This is a genomic window from Borrelia hispanica CRI, from assembly GCF_000500065.1.
Lineage (GTDB): Bacteria > Spirochaetota > Spirochaetia > Borreliales > Borreliaceae > Borrelia > Borrelia hispanica.
Genome location: NZ_AYOU01000079.1, coordinates 1 through 18644, shown reverse-complemented (window position 1 = coordinate 18644; position 18644 = coordinate 1). Strand labels below are relative to the sequence as shown.

21 protein-coding genes are annotated in these 18644 nt (G+C 25.1%); 17 read left to right on the top strand and 4 right to left on the bottom strand.

Going from position 1 to position 18644, the window contains the following annotated elements:
* Nucleotides 1-17: 17 nt before the first annotated feature.
* The gene (locus U880_RS0102100) at nt 18-794 is read right to left on the bottom strand and encodes a hypothetical protein (protein WP_024654580.1); all 777 of its coding nucleotides are present in this window, start codon (nt 792-794) and stop codon (nt 18-20) included.
* A gap of 386 nt (nt 795-1180) precedes the next feature.
* Here U880_RS0102100 and U880_RS11940 point away from each other — a divergent pair, with 386 nt between their 5' ends.
* The 14 genes from U880_RS11940 (at nt 1181) to U880_RS0102030 (ending at nt 12516) form a co-directional block, all read left to right on the top strand.
* Complete coding sequence (locus tag U880_RS11940; RefSeq protein ID WP_268744603.1) at nt 1181-1312, top strand: hypothetical protein; 132 nt, start codon at nt 1181-1183, stop codon at nt 1310-1312.
* A gap of 819 nt (nt 1313-2131) precedes the next feature.
* Nucleotides 2132-2461: a contractile injection system sheath initiator gene (locus U880_RS0102090; RefSeq protein WP_024654579.1), complete on the top strand. Its 330-nt coding sequence runs from the start codon at nt 2132-2134 to the stop codon at nt 2459-2461.
* Complete coding sequence (locus U880_RS0102085; RefSeq protein WP_024654578.1) at nt 2458-3318, top strand: DUF276 domain-containing protein; 861 nt, start codon at nt 2458-2460, stop codon at nt 3316-3318. Before U880_RS0102090 ends, U880_RS0102085 begins: the two co-directional genes overlap by 4 nt.
* 3 nt (nt 3319-3321) lie before the next feature.
* On the top strand, nt 3322-3903 hold the full coding sequence (locus U880_RS0102080; protein ID WP_024654577.1) for a DUF735 family protein: 582 nt from the start codon (nt 3322-3324) through the stop codon (nt 3901-3903).
* 37 nt (nt 3904-3940) lie between these two features.
* Nucleotides 3941-5053, top strand: a complete 1113-nt coding sequence (locus U880_RS0102075; RefSeq protein ID WP_024654576.1) for a DUF685 domain-containing protein — start codon at nt 3941-3943, stop codon at nt 5051-5053.
* 116 nt (nt 5054-5169) lie between these two features.
* Nucleotides 5170-5349 (top strand): BlyA family holin, encoded by a 180-nt coding sequence (locus U880_RS0102070; protein WP_024654575.1) that lies wholly within the window; start codon nt 5170-5172, stop codon nt 5347-5349.
* 37 nt (nt 5350-5386) lie between these two features.
* A complete protein-coding gene (locus tag U880_RS0102065) occupies nt 5387-5770 on the top strand; it encodes a BlyB family putative holin accessory protein (protein ID WP_024654574.1) in 384 nt (127 codons plus the stop codon).
* Nucleotides 5767-6135, top strand: a complete 369-nt coding sequence (locus U880_RS0102060) for a BBA14 family lipoprotein (RefSeq protein WP_024654573.1) — start codon at nt 5767-5769, stop codon at nt 6133-6135. Before U880_RS0102065 ends, U880_RS0102060 begins: the two co-directional genes overlap by 4 nt.
* Nucleotides 6136-6607: 472 nt before the next feature.
* Nucleotides 6608-7717 (top strand): plasmid maintenance protein, encoded by a 1110-nt coding sequence (locus tag U880_RS0102055; protein ID WP_024654572.1) that lies wholly within the window; start codon nt 6608-6610, stop codon nt 7715-7717.
* Nucleotides 7718-7744: 27 nt separating this feature from the next.
* Nucleotides 7745-8308, top strand: a complete 564-nt coding sequence (locus U880_RS0102050; RefSeq protein WP_024654571.1) for a DUF226 domain-containing protein — start codon at nt 7745-7747, stop codon at nt 8306-8308.
* A complete protein-coding gene (locus U880_RS0102045) occupies nt 8284-9039 on the top strand; it encodes a ParA family protein (RefSeq protein ID WP_024654570.1) in 756 nt (251 codons plus the stop codon). Before U880_RS0102050 ends, U880_RS0102045 begins: the two co-directional genes overlap by 25 nt.
* A 56-nt stretch (nt 9040-9095) precedes the next feature.
* Nucleotides 9096-9641, top strand: coding sequence for a chromosome replication/partitioning protein (locus tag U880_RS0102040; protein ID WP_024654569.1), 546 nt, complete (start codon nt 9096-9098; stop codon nt 9639-9641).
* Between the two features lie 1001 nt (nt 9642-10642).
* On the top strand, nt 10643-11161 hold the full coding sequence (locus U880_RS0102035) for a hypothetical protein (RefSeq protein WP_235047985.1): 519 nt from the start codon (nt 10643-10645) through the stop codon (nt 11159-11161).
* A 2-nt stretch (nt 11162-11163) separates the two neighbouring features.
* The gene (locus U880_RS0102030; protein WP_024654567.1) at nt 11164-12516 is read left to right on the top strand and encodes a PBSX family phage terminase large subunit; all 1353 of its coding nucleotides are present in this window, start codon (nt 11164-11166) and stop codon (nt 12514-12516) included.
* Nucleotides 12517-12922: 406 nt separating this feature from the next.
* On the opposite strand, the gene U880_RS0102025 is transcribed toward U880_RS0102030, so the two are convergent.
* The 3 genes from U880_RS0102025 to U880_RS0102015 all read right to left on the bottom strand — a co-directional run bounded on the left by U880_RS0102025 (nt 12923) and on the right by U880_RS0102015 (nt 15847).
* Complete coding sequence (locus tag U880_RS0102025) at nt 12923-13366, bottom strand: hypothetical protein (protein ID WP_235047984.1); 444 nt, start codon at nt 13364-13366, stop codon at nt 12923-12925.
* Nucleotides 13367-13970: 604 nt separating this feature from the next.
* Entirely contained in the window at nt 13971-14771 is an 801-nt protein-coding gene (locus tag U880_RS0102020) for a S2/P23 family protein (protein ID WP_024654565.1), read from the bottom strand.
* A gap of 260 nt (nt 14772-15031) precedes the next feature.
* A complete protein-coding gene (locus tag U880_RS0102015) occupies nt 15032-15847 on the bottom strand; it encodes a S2/P23 family protein (RefSeq protein ID WP_024654564.1) in 816 nt (271 codons plus the stop codon).
* Between the two features lie 235 nt (nt 15848-16082).
* Here U880_RS0102015 and U880_RS0102010 point away from each other — a divergent pair, with 235 nt between their 5' ends.
* From U880_RS0102010 to U880_RS0102000, 3 genes are all read left to right on the top strand, one after another.
* A complete protein-coding gene (locus U880_RS0102010) occupies nt 16083-16643 on the top strand; it encodes a hypothetical protein (RefSeq protein WP_024654563.1) in 561 nt (186 codons plus the stop codon).
* A gap of 46 nt (nt 16644-16689) precedes the next feature.
* Nucleotides 16690-17418 (top strand): hypothetical protein, encoded by a 729-nt coding sequence (locus tag U880_RS0102005; RefSeq protein WP_024654562.1) that lies wholly within the window; start codon nt 16690-16692, stop codon nt 17416-17418.
* A 113-nt stretch (nt 17419-17531) separates the two neighbouring features.
* A partial coding sequence (locus U880_RS0102000) for an RNA-guided endonuclease TnpB family protein (protein WP_024654561.1) occupies nt 17532-18644 on the top strand: 1113 nt, incomplete at its 3' end.

Genomic DNA, 18644 nt, shown 5'->3' with positions numbered 1-18644 from the left:
TCAAATCTAAACAACTGCTAACTTTCAAACTGATCTTCAGTCAAATCTTCACTTTGCTCACTTTGAAGTTCTGATGAATCATCTTGAGGTTCCTGTTCTTCAGGCATAAAAGGCGACATTAAAACCTCTATGGTTGCTTCCAATTTTAAACAATAAGCATTGGCTTTCTTTACATCTTCACAAGCCCTCTTTTGCTCTGCAACAGCCTTTTGATAATCATCCAATTTCCTATCAGAGTCCTTTGCAAGTTCAAAATACTCATCATCGGCATAATTAATGCTATTTGCACCACCTTTAGCCTTAACAAACTCATGCAATTTAACAAGAGCCTCATCACAAAGATCAGAAGCAATATTTTCTGCAGAACAAGCTTTACCCCAAATATCATATGCATGCTGAACTCTTTGCCGTGCTTTTTCTAATTTTTTAAGCAAAATACGAAAAGATTTAGGACTACTATCCCAAGGGTAAGTATAATCATTAATTTTATCAACATCAATATTATCAATATCATTAATATCAATATCACCTGGCTCTAAATATTGTTTTTCAGCAACATTAGGCAAAAGCCCTTCAACATTAGGTACAAGCCCTTCTCTTTTTCCTAAATTTCCTTTATCTTTTCCATTAATCCCATTAACATCATCATTCTTAAAACCAATCATTCCATCACTACTTATAGACTTTTCATCAAATTTATCAAGCACACCTCTTAACAAACCAATACCAGAATCTAAATCACAACCTATAAATAGCATTAAAATAACAGCTAATAATATATTATTTCTCTGCATTCTTCACCTCGCGTTTTTTCCAAAAAGAATACTACAAACATACCACTAATTTTATTATTTACAATATTAATTTATAATTTCTGCCTTAAAACCACAATGTCAATAAAATCTAAATATGCATTAGGCAATAAATAATAAAATAGAAAATGCTTTTTAATACTGCTTATTATCTCAGCATATAAAAAATATTGGGCATAAATCTTAAACAAAAAACTTTAAACCCTAGACTTTCATAATATATTTTGATAACATCTAAATTGTACTAAATATATCTTGATATTTGGTATAAATTCAAGATAGAGGATAAAAGATGAAAAAATATTTATTTGTGTTGTTACTCACTATGCTTTCATGTTCATCTTTAGATGAAGAAGATTCCAGCAACAATGAATATTACCAAGATGAGTACAACAGAGAAGAAGAATGGTAAGCTTTATAATCGATATTTAAAAGCAATAAAAACATTAAAAAATATAATCATTAGCAACTTTTTTAAAGTTTTTGCAACTTCTTTTTAGAACTTATATATTGACAATATCACTAGCTATTTGCTAGTGATTATATTTGGAACATGTGTTTTTTTCTATATTTATAAAAGAAATTATAATTTTATTTACCTATAAATACCCAAAATTACGATTATGAAAATTAAAGTGCCAATGATATGCAGAAATAATTTTTAAAAATTATGACAAATAAATCTCACTATCAATCATTATAATTATCTTAAAATAATTAATTTTGTTTAATATAAAAATTAAAGGGTTTTTAATTAAAAAAATTTATACTTTATAAGTATAGTCAAATAATAAAAAATGTAAAAAAACTGTCAATTTTTATACTTTTTTATTGAAGATCATTAATTAAAAATGTATAATACAAGGTATATAATAAAAAGCAATTATATAAGGTTAAAGTGTTATAAAGTGTATGAAATAGTATTATCTTCGTTTATTCTCTTAAGATTTTTTTGTGATTCACTTGCAAAAGACAAGTACTACAGAAAATCTAAATTAAGAAATATCAACAACTCTAGATGTCAATCTACATCACAAGAAAAAGAATTATTTCTTATTTAAAGATTGTTTGCTCTAAATGAAGAAATTAAAGCAAGAAAATTAAATTTTATTTAAAATATCAACGAATCTCATTTTTATATTCTTCTCACCTTGGAGACTCTTTAGTTTAAAGAGTCTCTTTTTTATATCAAATCTAAATTAATGTTTAAATTAATCTAAATATTTTTTAAATAAATTAATTTTTTTGGCAAAATAATATATTATTTTTGCCAAAAATGTTATAATTATTACCTAGGCAGCAACCTAAGGTAATTAAAAATGGATATTAAAATAGATAATGAATTTAAAATAATTTTTGACAATGATTTAAAAATAGTAGATGGCCTTGATGAGCGAAAACAAAGACTGCTTTTATATTTAAAAACACCTATTGGCAGTCTTTATGACAAAAATTATGGTCTTGATTTTAATTTCTTCATAAAACTTTTAAAGACACAAAAAGAAGAAGAAATTAAAATCTTTTTTGCAAATGCATTAAAAATGCTAGACATAGACATATTAAATATCAAAATAAAAAAAAAGAACAAAAAAATAACATTACAATTTTTTTTAGCTGGAGATACTTTAAATATGGATTATAATTTATGAAAATAGTCTTTGACAAAGAAATTGGAATTATTACAAAATCAATAGAAGACATACAAAATATAAAAAAAGAAATACTGAAGAGAGAATACAATATTCTTATAAAAGACAATTCCATTTTTGACATAATCAATTACCCAAGTTCTGCCATTGACATGGAAATAATTCAAGTGTTAAATGAATTATTTGAAACACTCAAAGAAGGAGGAAAATATTTCAAAAAACTACAACATTCCCTAAGTATACACAAAAGCTCAACTTATGAGGCAATCAAACAAGCATTATTAGAAATTCCACAAATAGAATATGCAAACATTATAAGTTCTGCAGGAACAATGCAAATTCACATAATACCTACTAAAGAATATAGAACACAATCAGACATTACGCAAGATACAAAAATACAAATTTGGCAAGCAATATATAATACTGCTCCATGCGGAACAGCATTTAAAGGAAAAATAAAACTTGAATTTTTAAATAAAAATGGACAACAAAAAACATACAAGTTTAGCTTGGGAATAATTAAATATGCATACTTAAAAGTATTATATAAAACCGAAACAGAATCCATCCACAAAGAAATAGATGAAAATATAAGAGAAATCTATAAAAAAATATTTCAAAATAAATATAAAGATATGGGTATCTCCTTTCGTTATCAAGACTTGTTAGGACCTGTAAGTTTACTACAAGGAATTAAAAAAATGAGAATTGGTATTCATACAAAAGAAAATTTAAATACCAAAATAACAGAAATCACAGAAAGTGAATTTCAATTCAATAATGACATTGAAATTAAAGCAAACGAACTTATATCTTTTGATGAAAATTCAAGGCTCATAATAGAAAGAGAATAAGAAATGAAAACAATTCCACACTTTTTACAAAATACACAGATTGCAAAAATTATACAAAGCGAACTTGATTTTAAAAAACAATTATTAAAAGAGCTTAATCAATTACTTGAAAATTTTGCTTCTATTAACGTAGATGAAAGTATCAATTCAAGATACATTGCATTACTAATGCTATCACTATTTAATGCATCTCACTTAAAAAAAGGACTTAAAAAAGATTTAATAAATTATATCAAAGCATTAATATTTGCAATAAAATCAATAGGAACAGACGAAAGTTTTCATTTAATATTTAAAGCATTTTTACATGCAAGAATTGAGATTAATGTTAATCCAAATATACCTGGCGAGATTATCATAACATTACTTGAACATATAAGATCACCAATTAAATTTAAAATAGCTGGTAAAATAAAAGGAAAATTAAAAACTATTATAGTTAAACATCAAGGCAAACTTAAAAAACTTGTATCCAACTACATTCCAAAGGATTTTCAAAATTCAACTTATGGATTTATAAAATCTCTAATTCCTGCAGGGAGAACCATTAAAATTTTTGATATTAATAACAAAGAAATAAAATAAATTCATGTCATAAAAAACAAAATAATAAGGAGGGTATATGGAAAATGAACAAGACAATACAGAAGAAAGTATACAAATAAAAGATTTTAACAGAAAAATCACAGTAAATGAAAATGATTTAATTCCCATTGACGATATTGTTGAAGAGACTTATGCAATTACATATAAAAATTTACTTACACAAATTAAAAAAGATACCTTTTATAAAGGTATTGAAGATTTTAAACAAGTAATTAGAGAAATAATATCTAAAGAATTACTTGAATATGAATCTCATGTAGAAAAAATGTATATAAAGACAATATCTAAACTAATAGGTCTTAAGAACGAAACAAACAAAATTACACTTGATGATGTTTTAAAAAAAATCAAGGAAATATTGATTCAAAATATAAATCAAGCTGGAGATAACATAAGTTCAAGCAAAATATCAATCTACAATCCACAAAGACGAGATTTTGAACTAATTGGATTTCAAACATTTATAGACAAATTAAAACAAATTTTTACAGAAATCACTAATTTAAACAACCTAAAAACCCAGACAGAAAAAATTCTTGAACAACTAAAACAAATTACAAGCATTGCTAACAATATCAATATCTCTTATCTCAAAAGCTATGAATTAGAGTCAAAATTACAATCTATAATACCAGAAATGCCAGAATACAAATATCCTAACATGGAATTAGAATTTCTTGCTTTCAATCCTACAAACAAACAACTATATAGATTAGCACTAGAATATAGTTATTTAAAAGGGATTCCTGATGATTTTCAATATTGGGGCATAAAACCTACACCCGATGTTTATTACTCTTATAATGAATTTCACAACAAATTATTAAAGATAGAGATAACAGGTGAAAAAGTAGAATTAAGGTTTCCAAGAAATTTTAAAGAACAAAATATATATCTTCAAATAATGCTTGCTCTTAAAGGAGATAAATATCCAAATAGTACCATGACTAAAATAATTTACTTGAGATTTTCAGAGAATAGTAATGCATCACAATACAATATTATATATTCCTACAGCGGGAAACAACACAATACAACTATCAATCTTCTTGATGGATGGTACAGATTAAGGAGTTATATATATAACAACGATGAAAATCAAGATGTTCCTCATCTTCTTAAATTATAATTGTTGCATATATTTAATTTTTGTTAAAAATATGTTAACATATAAACATAACAAAATTGATGGTTTATTCTTTCTACAAAAAATACATCTAACTTAAATTTAAAATGGAGGAAAATATGAATACAGTATTTGAATTTTTATCAAATATTGCCGAGACAAAACTCATAATTATTGGAATCATTACATTATTTATACTAATTCCTTTGGCTTTATTCTTAAAACCTGTATTAGCTGAAATAGTTAAAATGATTAAGCATTTACTCAAGCATTTAATTGATAAACAAAATAAAAAGTAAAAAATTTATTTAAATAAGGAGATTTAAGGAATAAATTATGTTAAATAAAACTAATACCGAAATTGGACTAATTGTCTTAAAAAATCTAATAGAATTTTTTGTATACAGCGATTCACAAGACGACGAACTTTTTCAAACTGGTATCAAGAAAGTAATCGATATTTACAAATATATGAATAATATTTACACAAGAGCACTACAAAAAATGGAAACAAAAGAATGTAAACAAATTGTACTAGAGCTTGAAACTATATTAAACAAAATATCAAAACTCATCGATGCAATTAACACTGATGCTGATACAGCTTTAATTGAAGAATTGCGATCTGAACGCAATAATCTTATTGAAATCAAAACAAAATTACTACAAGAAGAATTGGATAAGATAAACAGTAAGGATAAAAAAGGAGGGAAAAAATGAATAAAAAATCAATAGTAATCTTAATTATTTTATTGCTGCAATTTATCACATTTAGTTGCAAATCAATAGCATTGCTTACAAATGAACCTGAGCCACCTACTGAGCCTACACTTAAAAATTTAAGCATATATGAAACACAACTCACAAGTTATGTATTATATCTTGAAACCTTTTTAATTAGAGCTAGACAAAAATTTTCAAATTATAATTTCCCACCATTTACATTATTTGATCCAAAAAATTTAAAAGAAGAACATACATTACAAACAATACAAGAAAATATAAAACATTTAAAGCATTATATCAACAAAACAAAACCCATAGCTATTGATGTATATAAAAAATGTAGCAAGTTAAAAAAGTAAATTTAAAAATACACTAATATCCTTCTTACTCTTTTTTTAAAGTCCCACATTGGGACTTTAATTATATAAATTATATCTCTAAGTTTTATTTCAGGCAATATAATTAATCTAAATATTAAAGTTAATTCAAAATTAATCAAACACAAAATTCATGATTTAATACCATCCATAAAATTTTACATGACTTGCCTTAACAAGGCTCGTCCATTTCTCATTAATTTTAAATAAAAATTATTAGTACTTATTTGCTCTTAATACAAGTGTTTAATTCTATAATATAGCAAAAACACAAGTTTGTAAAGCCTTTTTAAAAGAAATAAAGCACAATTAAAAAAATATAAACAATATTTAATCTTATAAAAAAATAAATATTAATTTATTTTCATATTTGCTAAAACAAGTATTTACTTTTAAGATAAATTGTACTATTAATTAACTTAAGACTTATAAATACTTATATTAGGAGTAAACAATGGAAATCAAAAAAATAAAAGGCAAAACCAATAGATACCAATACAACTTGATTGTACTTATATCAACACTTAATTTTATGAATTTAAAATTAAAACAATATACACAAACAAACATTTTATATTTTTTTAATGGAAACTTAACTAGAAACAAACAACAAACAGTCAAAATAAAAACACTACAAAATTATCTATATGAACTTGAAAAAAAATTCAAAATCACACTAAATTATTGTAAACATCTAGGCAAGCAATGCGGCAGCGAAATTTACTATAAGCTAAAATATCCAAAAAAAGCATGTCATACTAAGATAAATCAATATTTCCAAAACGTAAAAAAAGAAAAGATAGATAAATTTACAAAGAGAATAGAAACTTATATTCAAGAAAATGGGAGTCCAAAATGGGAGTGTATTAATAATATAAATAATAATAAAAAGATAGAAGAGAGGATAATAAAAAAATACATAAGCAAATGTCACTTTAAAATTGATCTTCCTCTTGTTTTATTAAATTCAAAAATAGAAAAAGATTTAAAGATAGAACTTATAAAGGAAATCAAAAGGCATGAGAAAGCCATAGAAGCCCTATCTTTAGACGAAATAAATTTACTTAAAGGAAAGTTAATAGAGGGCACTCCCAATTGCGTCAAGGGCTTTCTAGAGGAGACGGGATATTTGAAAAATACTGAAGGTAAAATTGGAAAGCAAGAAATTAAGCTGCAGAAACTCAAAGAAATATTGGACTTAAAACGAAAGGAACTGGAGAGTCAAAATTATAAAGAAGATGTCTTAAGTCAAGAAATGAACAAAATATATGAAAGATACAAAAATAAGCCCCATTTTATTATAGAACAAGATAAGTATAAGGACTTAGATTTGTTAATTCAAAAAATAAAAAGGAATACTGAGAGGTGCAAATCAAAAACAAAAGAAAGAGATGATATAAAAAACAATATTTTTAGTATATTATTAGAACAGTTGAGGCATAAATTGGATATTGGCATATTAATACCAGCTTTAAAGAAATTTATTAATACTCAAGATGAATTGAAATATAGTAAAGTAGTTGATAATACGTATTATTACGAACTGCTTGATACAATAAAGTAAAATTTATTATACCAAGGAAAAGGAAGGATGGTGGCTTTACTAGAGTTATTGAAGCAGAAGAAAAAGGAAATAGATCCCAAGAATCAGAAAAAGGGTAAAAATATCTTTTCTAAAGTAGAAGAGATTAATAACCGTAAGATATATCATACTAAAATATTTAATGATTTTTATGCGTTTGGAATAAGCAAGAATGAACCTACTAAATTTTTTATATCCCTTAGGGGAATTTTTAACATAGAAGATATCAGTATGTTTCATTTATTTTCCATACGAAATGATGATAATTTTTTGGGTATTTATTATGGGATTAAAAAATTAGACAAAGCATTTTTGGTAAAAAACTTCAATAAAAGAGAGACTTATACTTTAAGAAAATGTGAATATATTGAATTCAGATTTAAGAAAGGTGGTGTTTTTTGTTATCTAAGTGGGCTGCATAATTTATTAAAAAAAGGTAAGATTGGAAGTTCCTATTATCAAACTTTGCTAAGTATACTCCTAGAATTAGAGAGGGAACTTTATGCGTTTTATGGGAAAAAATTACCGGAAGGGGGTATTGTTCCAAGATGGATAGAAAAGAGACAAAAGTAATTACAGTGGCATCAATTAAGGGTGGAGTAGGCAAAAGTACAACCAGTTTAATATTTGCTACTCTCCTATCTCAATCTTTTAAGGTGTTAATTATCGATATAGATACCCAAGCATCTACCACTAGTTATTATTTTAAGATAATAAAGGAAAGAGGAGTAGATTTATTTAATCGAAATATATATGAGGTTTTAATATCTAATTTGCATATTGATAATGCTGTTGTAAATGTTAATAGCAATTTAGATTTAATACCAAGTTATTTAACTTTGCATAAATTTAATTCTGAATCTATTCCATATAAAGAATTTAGATTAAAAGAACAATTAAAATTATTAAAATTTGAATACGATTATATAATACTTGATACTAATCCTAGTTTAGATTTTACTCTAACTAATGCTTTAGTATGTAGCAGTTACATTGTAGTGCCAATTACAGCAGAAAAGTGGGCAGTTGAAAGTTTAGATTTGTTTAATTTTTTTATAGAAAAATTATCTATAAAGGCTCCTATTTATTTGGTTAATACTAAATTCAAAAGAAATAATACACATAAAGAGTTATTAAACATTTTAAAGGAAAATGACAATTTTTTGGGTACCATATCAGAGAGGGAAGATTTAAATAGAAAAATAGCTAGAAATGATGTTTTTGATTTAAATAAAGATTATATAAGAGAGTATCAAAACACACTCTCAGTTTTGATGGACAAGATTAAGAATTTTGTTGTTTAAGCTTACATTATAACTTACGTACACTTAGTGTACGTAAAAGCAAAGGAGGGTTAGAAATGGGAATAGAGGTTAATAAGAGGAATTTAACTCAAAATATTTCGCCAGAAGAACAAGTATCTATTCACTATAATAAGCTTAAAGAGAGATTGAAAATTAATTTTCAAAAAGAAATTTTTTGTAAAATTGAAGCGATGAAAGTGTTAAAAGAAATTAAAGATAATGAATATTATAAACTTGATAATTATGCCAGTTTTGATGATTTTGCAAAAGATTATAGACTTGCTAGAACTCAGACATATAAATATTTAAAAATAGCCACTGCTATTGAGGAAGGAATTGTTGAAGAGAAGTATGTTATTAACAATGGTATTAATGGGACTATGTTTTTGCTAAGAAATAAAGAGGGTGTTACTATAAAAAGATCTAAGCAGAATCCATTGCGACCTTTAAGATTTCAGCTTAAATGTCCTGATGCTTATGCATTTTATAAAAAAAATGCCAAACTTACAAGTTTTCTTTTAGAGCGAGTTTTCTCAGATGAAAAAGAATTTTTAGCAAAAATAGTGGCTCAATTTGAATCTTTAAAAAGAGTGAAAAATTAATTGATTGTATTTTAGTGGGATGATTGTATTTTAATGGGATTGGATTTAGATTTATTTCTAAAAGTCTTTGAATTTTGTATAAATAAATTTATTGCATATTTATTATATGTATAGAGCAGAGATTTTAGAAATAAATCTAGTAAATTATGCAAATTATTAAGATAAAATTTATGTTTTTTGTAATGAATTTGATTTTTTTGTATTATGATTTTTATCAATAAATGAGATTATTTTACTGTATAATTGTCAAAAATGATAAATTTTTTATCTTTTTTGATAATTTTTTAAAAAAAATTGAAAAAATTTTAAAAAATGTTTGCAAAATGTTTTAAATTGTTATATATTATAGTTAGTACAGATTGACATGCAATGTGTCACTCTTAATATAAGGACCTGTTACCTTAAAGGGTTTATTGGGGTACTTTGAGGCCAGAGTTTCCAATAAACCCTTTAATATTTAAGAGTTGTTAGGAGTGTTTTATGAGTTCTCTCATGTCAGGAATTTTGTCTTGACATGAGAGGATTATAGTTAATATTTTATAATATTTGCATGTTTTTTTTAATATTTTTCTATTTAAATTAGAATTTTAATATTATTTTGTTAATTTTTTGACTTTATAATTGTTATGGTTTAATACATTATTACATTAATATATAATATATCAAAAAATATCAAATTTTGTTTATTTAAATTGTTTTTTATGTTAAACTGTATTTAAAGTTGAGTTGTTTGTTAATGATGAAGCTTGGCATTAGAATGATTTTTAACTATGCTTTTCTCCTTTTCTTAAGATATTGGATTAGTCCAATATCTATTTTGTGGTTTTGTTTTTTTTAATGATAAATAAATTTGTTTACTAATATTTAATTATTTGTTAAATTTTTTAATAGCATATTATTTTTTTGTTGTATTAAAATTCAATTGCTCTTGTCTTTTTGTAAAAACTTGTTTACAATTTATTTAAATGGTATTTAAAAATAAAGAATTAAAATATAGTATTTTGTTTAAATCAAATTTAAGTATATCTGATATAGCAAAGGTTTTAGGGGTTAGAGAATCTACTGTTTTAAAAGCTAAGATTAATATTTTGGGTGAAGTTGTAAGTGATTCAAATAATTTTGATACTAATGCTTGCTTGAATGTTGATTTAGATTCTCTTGCTCGTGATGCAACATGTCAAGCTTATATGCTTGAGAGAGAACGTGATAGTTTTTATAAATCATTTTATAAAGTTGCAAATTCTTATATAAATTCTCATTTAAAATATAAGCAAATTATTATTAATTCTGATTTAAAAAGGCTCATTAGTCTTAATGAAGAGATTTTAAATTTAACCAAAGATATCAATAATAATGATGATGAAAATTTATGTAAAAAATTGAAGTTAGATTTAAGATATAAAATTTATAAAAAAAATCGACTATCTAAAAAGATTATTTTAAATGAAATGAAAGAAGATTATGGATGTTTGCTTAAATTAAAGAAAATTTTTAATTCCAAGGGATTAAAGTTGGAGTAGTTGTGCAATTAAATAATTTTCCTGTTTTTCTTAAATTACAAAAAAAATTTAAGAAAAAATTTAATGTTGATATTAGTTCTTTTTTACAAAATAAAGATAATAAAATTGATTTTAAGTTGTTTGAAGATAAATATTTAACCTTAAAACAAAAAGAAGTGCTTAAAGATATTGATAATAATTTTTGTTCTAAGATAATCTTTAATGGAGGAATATCTAGTGGTAAGACGTTCTTGGCATCATATTTGCTTATTAAACTTTTAATTGTTAATAGAGAGTATTATCATAAAGATACTAATAATTTTATTGTGGGAAGTTCCATTGGTACTTTGCTTGCAAATACATTAAAACAGATAGAAAAAATATGTGGTCTTTTAAATATAGAATATCTTTTGAAAGATTCAAGACAAGTTACATGTACTATTGCAGGTCTTACACTTAATATTTATGGTGGTAAAAATATTGATTCTTTTACAAAAATTAGAGGTGGTAATTCTGCTTTGGTTTATGTTAATGAGGCAACTTTGATGCATAAAGAAACTTTGCTTGAGATTATGAAAAGACTCAGACAAAAACCAGGCATAATTATTTTTGACACAAATCCAGATCATCCTGCGCATTACTTTAAGATCGATTATATTGATAATAGGGATGTGTATAGAACATATAATTTTAGTATTTATGATAATCCTTTAAATTCAGAAGATTTTGTTAAAACACAAGAGGCAATTTATAAGAATTTGTCTGCATATAAGGCTCGTGTACTTCTTGGGGAATGGACTACTAGTGTTGATTCATGTTTTAATGAAGTGGTTTTAAATTGTGAATATACATTTAAAAGTCCAATTATGTATATTGATCCTGCATTTTCTGTTGGTATGGATAATACTGCTATTTGTGTGTTTGAGAAGATGGGTGATAAATATTATGCTTATATTTATCAAGATAGAAAGCCAATAAGTGATGAATCAATTCTTCATGCAATTAGTGTATTTGCAGAAGATTTTAATATCAATACCCTTTATATTGAAGATAGGGATAATACTGATGGGTATGGATTTTTAACAAAAATTATGACATCTTTAAGACAAAATATGAATCATTATTTTAAAATATCAGCTGTTAAACCTTTAAGTAATAAATTTGTAAGAATATGTACTCTTATACCCTTATTTAATGCTCGTAGTATCGAGTTTTTAAAGATAACAGATAAAAATGTGATTAATGATATTTATAGTTATAATGGGCTCTCTAGATGCAGGGATGATGCTCTTGATGCTCTTAGTGCTTGCTATTTGCTCTTAAGTCTTAAATATCATGATAAAATTAAGCATTTTAGTATGAGTAGATATATTTAATATTTATATTACAGATGATATGCAATAAGTATTATGTGAAGTAATGTAAAAATATAAATAAAAGCTAGAGTCATTATACTCTAGCTTTTATTTTTTAAAGTAATTTAATGGAATAACCATTGTGAACACAACTTATGACATTATAGTTCAGTTTTTTAAGATTTCTATATTTTTATTATATTTTTTTGGTTGTTGATATGATTTTTAGTTGTGTATTGTGATAATTGCTTAAGTTTGATGGATATTATTAATATAATATATTTAAGTGTGTCAATAGATGTTTAAAATAAATCAGATGTACTACCAGTAGTACATCTGTTATTAATCTATCTGAAATTTTATAGATCATATTTTGTTACAAATAAATTATTAATTTATTTGTAAAGCAAGAGCTTTGCTTATAATTTTATTTTGTTAATTCATCTATAAATGTTTTCATTATAAATGCGTAACTTCCATTTACAGTATCACCACCCTTAACAAACTTTAAATTTTCTGTTAAGAATGTTTCAAATTCTTTGTCTATTTCTGTTGCGTTTGCATCTGCATTTTGTTTTGCATTTTTTCTTGCGCTTTCTAGAGCTAATGCTTTTAAGAATGCAGTTTCATGCGCAGAAATAGCATTAAATGCTGCAGTTAAGTTTGCTTCTTTGTAAGCTTTTCCTGCAGGTAATAGTTCTTTAATATCATTAAAGTTTTTGGCAAGAGCTGTTACTTTGTCTGGATCTTGAATAAATTTAATATAATTAGTTCCTGTCCCTGTTCCATATTTTGATGGGTCTACTTTTTTATCACCACAACTTATTAAAGTGAATAATACCACAAAGGCGCTTAAAATAATTTTTTTCATTAAACATTCTCCTTTTACCGATTTTGACGGTAATGTTATTTTATAATTCATGTTATCATTTTTGACTAAAAAGTACAAGCTGTTAATATTTGATATATTAGGTTAGATATATTTGGTTAAGTTTTGTTTTTTATTTTTGATAATACTTGTTTTATTTGAATATTGCTATATATTTTTTTAGAGAAAATAAGATAATGCATATGTTAAGAAATGTGTAGGTATAATCTAATCTTTTATTTCCTTTTCACATTATGTGAAAAAAACCTAAGTACTTAAGGGAGTAGGGAGTGTGGTATTAATCTTGGACATTTTAGACATTGACTTCTTGACTTATGTTGGGATAGGTGCATATATCTTATTTAAGATTTTTATTATTGTATCTTATTATAATTATAAGCTTATAAATTAATTAAAGATGTTTAGAGGGTTTTAAAGATTTTGCTTTGTTCTTTAATTATAAGGATGTAAGCGAATGATAACTTTGTTTTATGATTAAGTTAATGCTATAACGTTATTATGATACAAGATCCTACACTATTGTTTGCTTAAGCTGTAGTGTAGAATCTTTTTTTTAATAATTAATTTAATGATTGGTTTTTTTAATTTACTTAAGCCTAAAACTAGGCGCTACGTTGTTTAGTCCTGGATTCTTTTTTAGTACGTCTGTTATTAGTAATATCAGATATTGTGTATCTAGTTCTATATCGTATTCCTCAGCAAATCTAGTTTTAGGATTTTTAACTTTTATTTTAGCTCTGATTAATCTATTTTGTGTTAAGGCTTTTATTACTTCATCATTTTTATTTGCTATCCAGAATGGATATGCATTAACATATCCATTTTCTTGTGATTTTTCACTTTTTGGTGGCGTGTAGAAAATAGAAGTTAGTGCTGAATATTCTCTTTTATTAAAATTTAACTTTGGTGCATCTGTTAAAGTGAAGCTTGTAACCTCAAAATCCTGTCCATTTTGTGTTGTTTCAAATAGAACAATAGGCATAATTTTCTTACTTAATGCTCTATTTTCGTAAATAGGTGATATTGAATAAGAATATCTTATTTTATTTTGAAGTTCGCTTATAGGTTTGCTGTCTAATCCATTAATAGTTAATGCTTTGTTTTTAATCCATGTTACATTTGTTTTTGTATTCATGACTAAAGCAAAAACCGTAATTGTTTTATTTCCCTCAATTGTTTCATATGGTTCTTTGAGACTTTTATTTAATTCTTCTGTGGGGTTTATTGTTCTACTTTGAAGGTCTTCAAATTTTTCAATATATTCTTTACGTTTACTAATAATTTCTTTTGCTAAATTCTCCTCGTATTGTAACTTTTCATTTGTTGTGTTATTGCATTGAGTGCAAATTACAACTGTAGGTATTGATAATAGAATTTTTGTGTTCATAAGGCGTTTCTCCTTAATTTTATTTATAAATTACTTCATGCCATCTATCAAACGAATTGATTTTTCATGAGTTTTCATTATCGCATAAGTTTAAAATTTTATCACCTTAGTGATTATGAATGTTGTAATTTGTTATAATATTGGTTGTTATGTGATAACTTAAAAAATTAACACGTATAAATAATATTGTTATTTATACGTGTAATATTATTTATATAATTATTTTATATAATGTTTGTTTTTTATAATTTTTTGAAACTTTATAAAAGTTTAAATTCCGGAGCAACCGTATTTATTTGTGGATATTTTTGAAGTATTTCTTTTATTAAGTGAGATAGATAATGAGTTTCTAGAATTATACTGTATTCTGTAGTGATTTTACTATTTTTATTGCAAACTTTTATTTTAGCTTTGATTGATTGATTTTTTGTTAGTGCTTTTATTACCTCATTATTTTTATTTGCTATCCAGAATGGATGTGCATTAATGTATCCATTCTCTTGTGATGTTTCAGTTTTTGGTGGTGTGTAGAAAAGAGAAGATACCGATGAATATTGTCTTTTATTAAAATCTAAATCTGGTTCATCTGTTAAAGTAAAGCTTGTAACTTCAAGATCCTGTCCATTTTGTGTTGTTTCAAATAGAACGATAGGCATAATTTTATTACTAAAATTTCCATTTTCTTTAATAGGTGATATTGAATAAGAATATCTTATTTTATTGATAAGTTCATTTAAAGGTTTCCCATCTTCTCCTTTAATACTTATGGCTTTGTTTTTAATCCATGTTACTGTGAGTGTTGTTGTAGTTATTAAGAAAAGAGAAATTTTAATTAATTTATTTCCTTCAATTGTTTCATATGGTTCTTTAATAAGTTGTGTTAATATTGATTTAGAGTTTATTTGTTTATTGATTGTGTTTTGAGTAAGATTGTTAATCTTTCTTAAAGATTCATCATGTATGGTATTAGACTTTTTTGGTATTTTTGTTTTATATTGTATCTGTTCATCTGTTGCGTTATTGCATTGAATGAAGAACATAGTTGTAATTATTGGTAATAATGTTTTTGTATTCATAAAGTATTTCCTTTATTAAATTGATTTGTTTTTCATAAGTGTTCATTATCGCATAAGTTTAAAATTTTATCATCTTGATTGTTATAATGTTAATTGTGACGTACTATTAGTCATAGTATAATAAGTTAATACGTATAATAATCCTATCTATTTTATATATTATCTATTTATTTTTTAGGATTTAAAAATATTGTAAAAGTTTAACCGCTATTTTATAATGGAGGGCAGGGAATTTATGATATTAAATATTATTTTGATGTTAACAACATTCATTTTTAGTTATTCAGGTTTATCCGCTTCAGAGAAAATTACTATTCATCATAATGCTGATAATAGCACTGTTAAGGTAGAGATGGTTTTAAAAAATGATTTGGGTGGTGTTCGTGTTGTATATCCTTATAATAGTAATAAATATAAGGGTAATTATATTCTTTTTAATTTCGACATTAAGACCGAAAAAGCCCTTAACCTTTTAAGGGTTTCTTTTAATGGCATTGAAGTTGCTCATAAAAATTTGTGGAGATTTTATGATGCTCCATTAGAATTAAACGGTAAAGAGTATTTGTTGCCTTTTGATGATTCAATAGAGCTTACAGGATTTTATATTTATTTTGATCCTGCATTGGAAGAGCATTTAAAACTTAGGGAAATGTCAAGAACCCAAGGTCTTAAATTTGATGTTGAGTGTGTTGAACGTGGTAGTCATGGTAAGAGTAAGGTTAATTTTAGTTTTAATTTTAGTGTTGATAGTTCTAAGCAATTTTTTGATCTTTTTGATGAATTTTTAGTCAATTAGAAATTTTGTTTTATATTTTTAGGTAAATATTTAGTGAGGAAATATAATGAGTAAGGTTAAGGTAATTATATTTAAAGTATATGTTGTTATAGTTATATGTTTTTTTATAGCATTTTTGTTTTTTTTTGGACTTTTTGTTAGAAGTAAAATGTTAAATGAAGTTTTGAAAAAAAAGAGCGTACGTTATTATCATAGTGGTTCTGATAGGGAGATGTATAGAAGTATCACTTATCGTGAAAATCTTAATGTAAATAGAGTACAAGATTTTTCGTTTATTGCTTATTATATTAATGAAGATTCTGATGATTTTAAGTCTTTGCAAAAGGAAGAGAGAGAAAAAATAGTAGCTTCCTATCCATATTTTGAGTTTCGTTTTGCTGTAGCTGATAATGGATATTTGATGAATTTTAAAGGTGTTTTTTTTGGTTGGCTTGATGGTGAGAGAGTTTTTATGTATGACAACAAATTAGATATAGATTTTAAATCATCTGATGTTCCGTATTTTAAGTTTAATAAAAGTAATTACTTAGATAGTAAAATGGTGGGAGAGTATCCTGTTAATGTAATTAATTATTTTTCTATTTCAATTAATGAGGCTTTATTTAAATTGTTACTTAAGCAAAAAACATTAACAATTACTTTGGTATCTACTGATGATGCAAAATATAACATTTCAGTTACTAACTTTTTATCTTCTGATAATTTTAGTGTATTCAATAAAGCTAAAAGTAAAGATGAAGATAAGATTGGAGATATAGGTATAGGTACGTTTTAAGTTTATTTTAGTTTATCAAAAAATTAAAAAGAATACTCCACCTATAATTTCTATGAAATTTAGGTGGAGATGAATTTGCAACGCAAGTTAAATATTATAAAATAACAAAACATATGGGTGCTAATAAAGCTTATAAGTACAGAATATATCCTAACACTAATCAAAAGAAATACTTTTCAAAAGTATTTGGATGCGTAAGATTTTTGTATAACAAAATGTTAAGTGATAAGAAAGATTATTATGAAAAAAATAAACAAAGTCTTATTACTTATCCAAGCAAATATAAAGAAGAATTTCCATTTTTAAAGGAAGTTGATAGTTTAGCTCTTTGCAATGCCCAACTTGATTTAAATTCTGCGTATAGTAATTTTTTTAGAGAAATTAAAAAAGGAAATAGAACACAAGGATTTCCTAAATATAAAAGTAAGAAAAATAGACAAACCTTTAGAACTAATAATCAAAAAAATTCAATAAGAATAGAAAATGATTATATAAAGCTACCTAAAATAGGATTTGTAAAGTTGGCTCTACATAGGAATATTAAAAGCAATGAAGTTATTAAAAATGTAGTAGTAGAAAAAGATACTGATGATAAATATTATATTTCAGTAGCAGTTGAGTGCTTAGATGTTAAAAATAACGATAAAACTAAATGCAATAAAAAAGAGATAGTTGGTATTGATATGAGCATGAGGCATTTTTTAGTAAGTAGTGGGGGTGAGAAAATCAATCATCCCAAATGTTTACTAAAAAATGAACGTAAACTCAAGAAATGCCAAAGAAAACTATCAAAAAAACAAAAGGGCTCTAGGAATAGAGCTAAATCTAGATTAAGAGTTGCCAAGTTGCATAGGAAAATTTCAAATCAAAGAAAAGATTTTTTACATAAATTATCTTATTATTTTGTAGCTAATTATAAAAATATAGTAATAGAAAGCCTATCAATTAAAAGTATGCAAAAAGGAATGTTTGGCAAAAGTGTTAATGATTTAGGATGGCATGAGTTTGTAAGACAATTATCGTATAAATCAGAGTGGTACGGAGCCTATTTACATAAAGTTGATAGATATTTTCCATCAAGCAAGCTATGCAACAATTGCGGTATTAAAAATACAACTCTAAAATTAAGTGATATTAGGTGGAGTTGTAGGAGTTGTAACACTTTGCACGATAGAGATATAAATGCAGCTCTAAATCTTAAAGCTTATTATTATAAGGAAATAAAA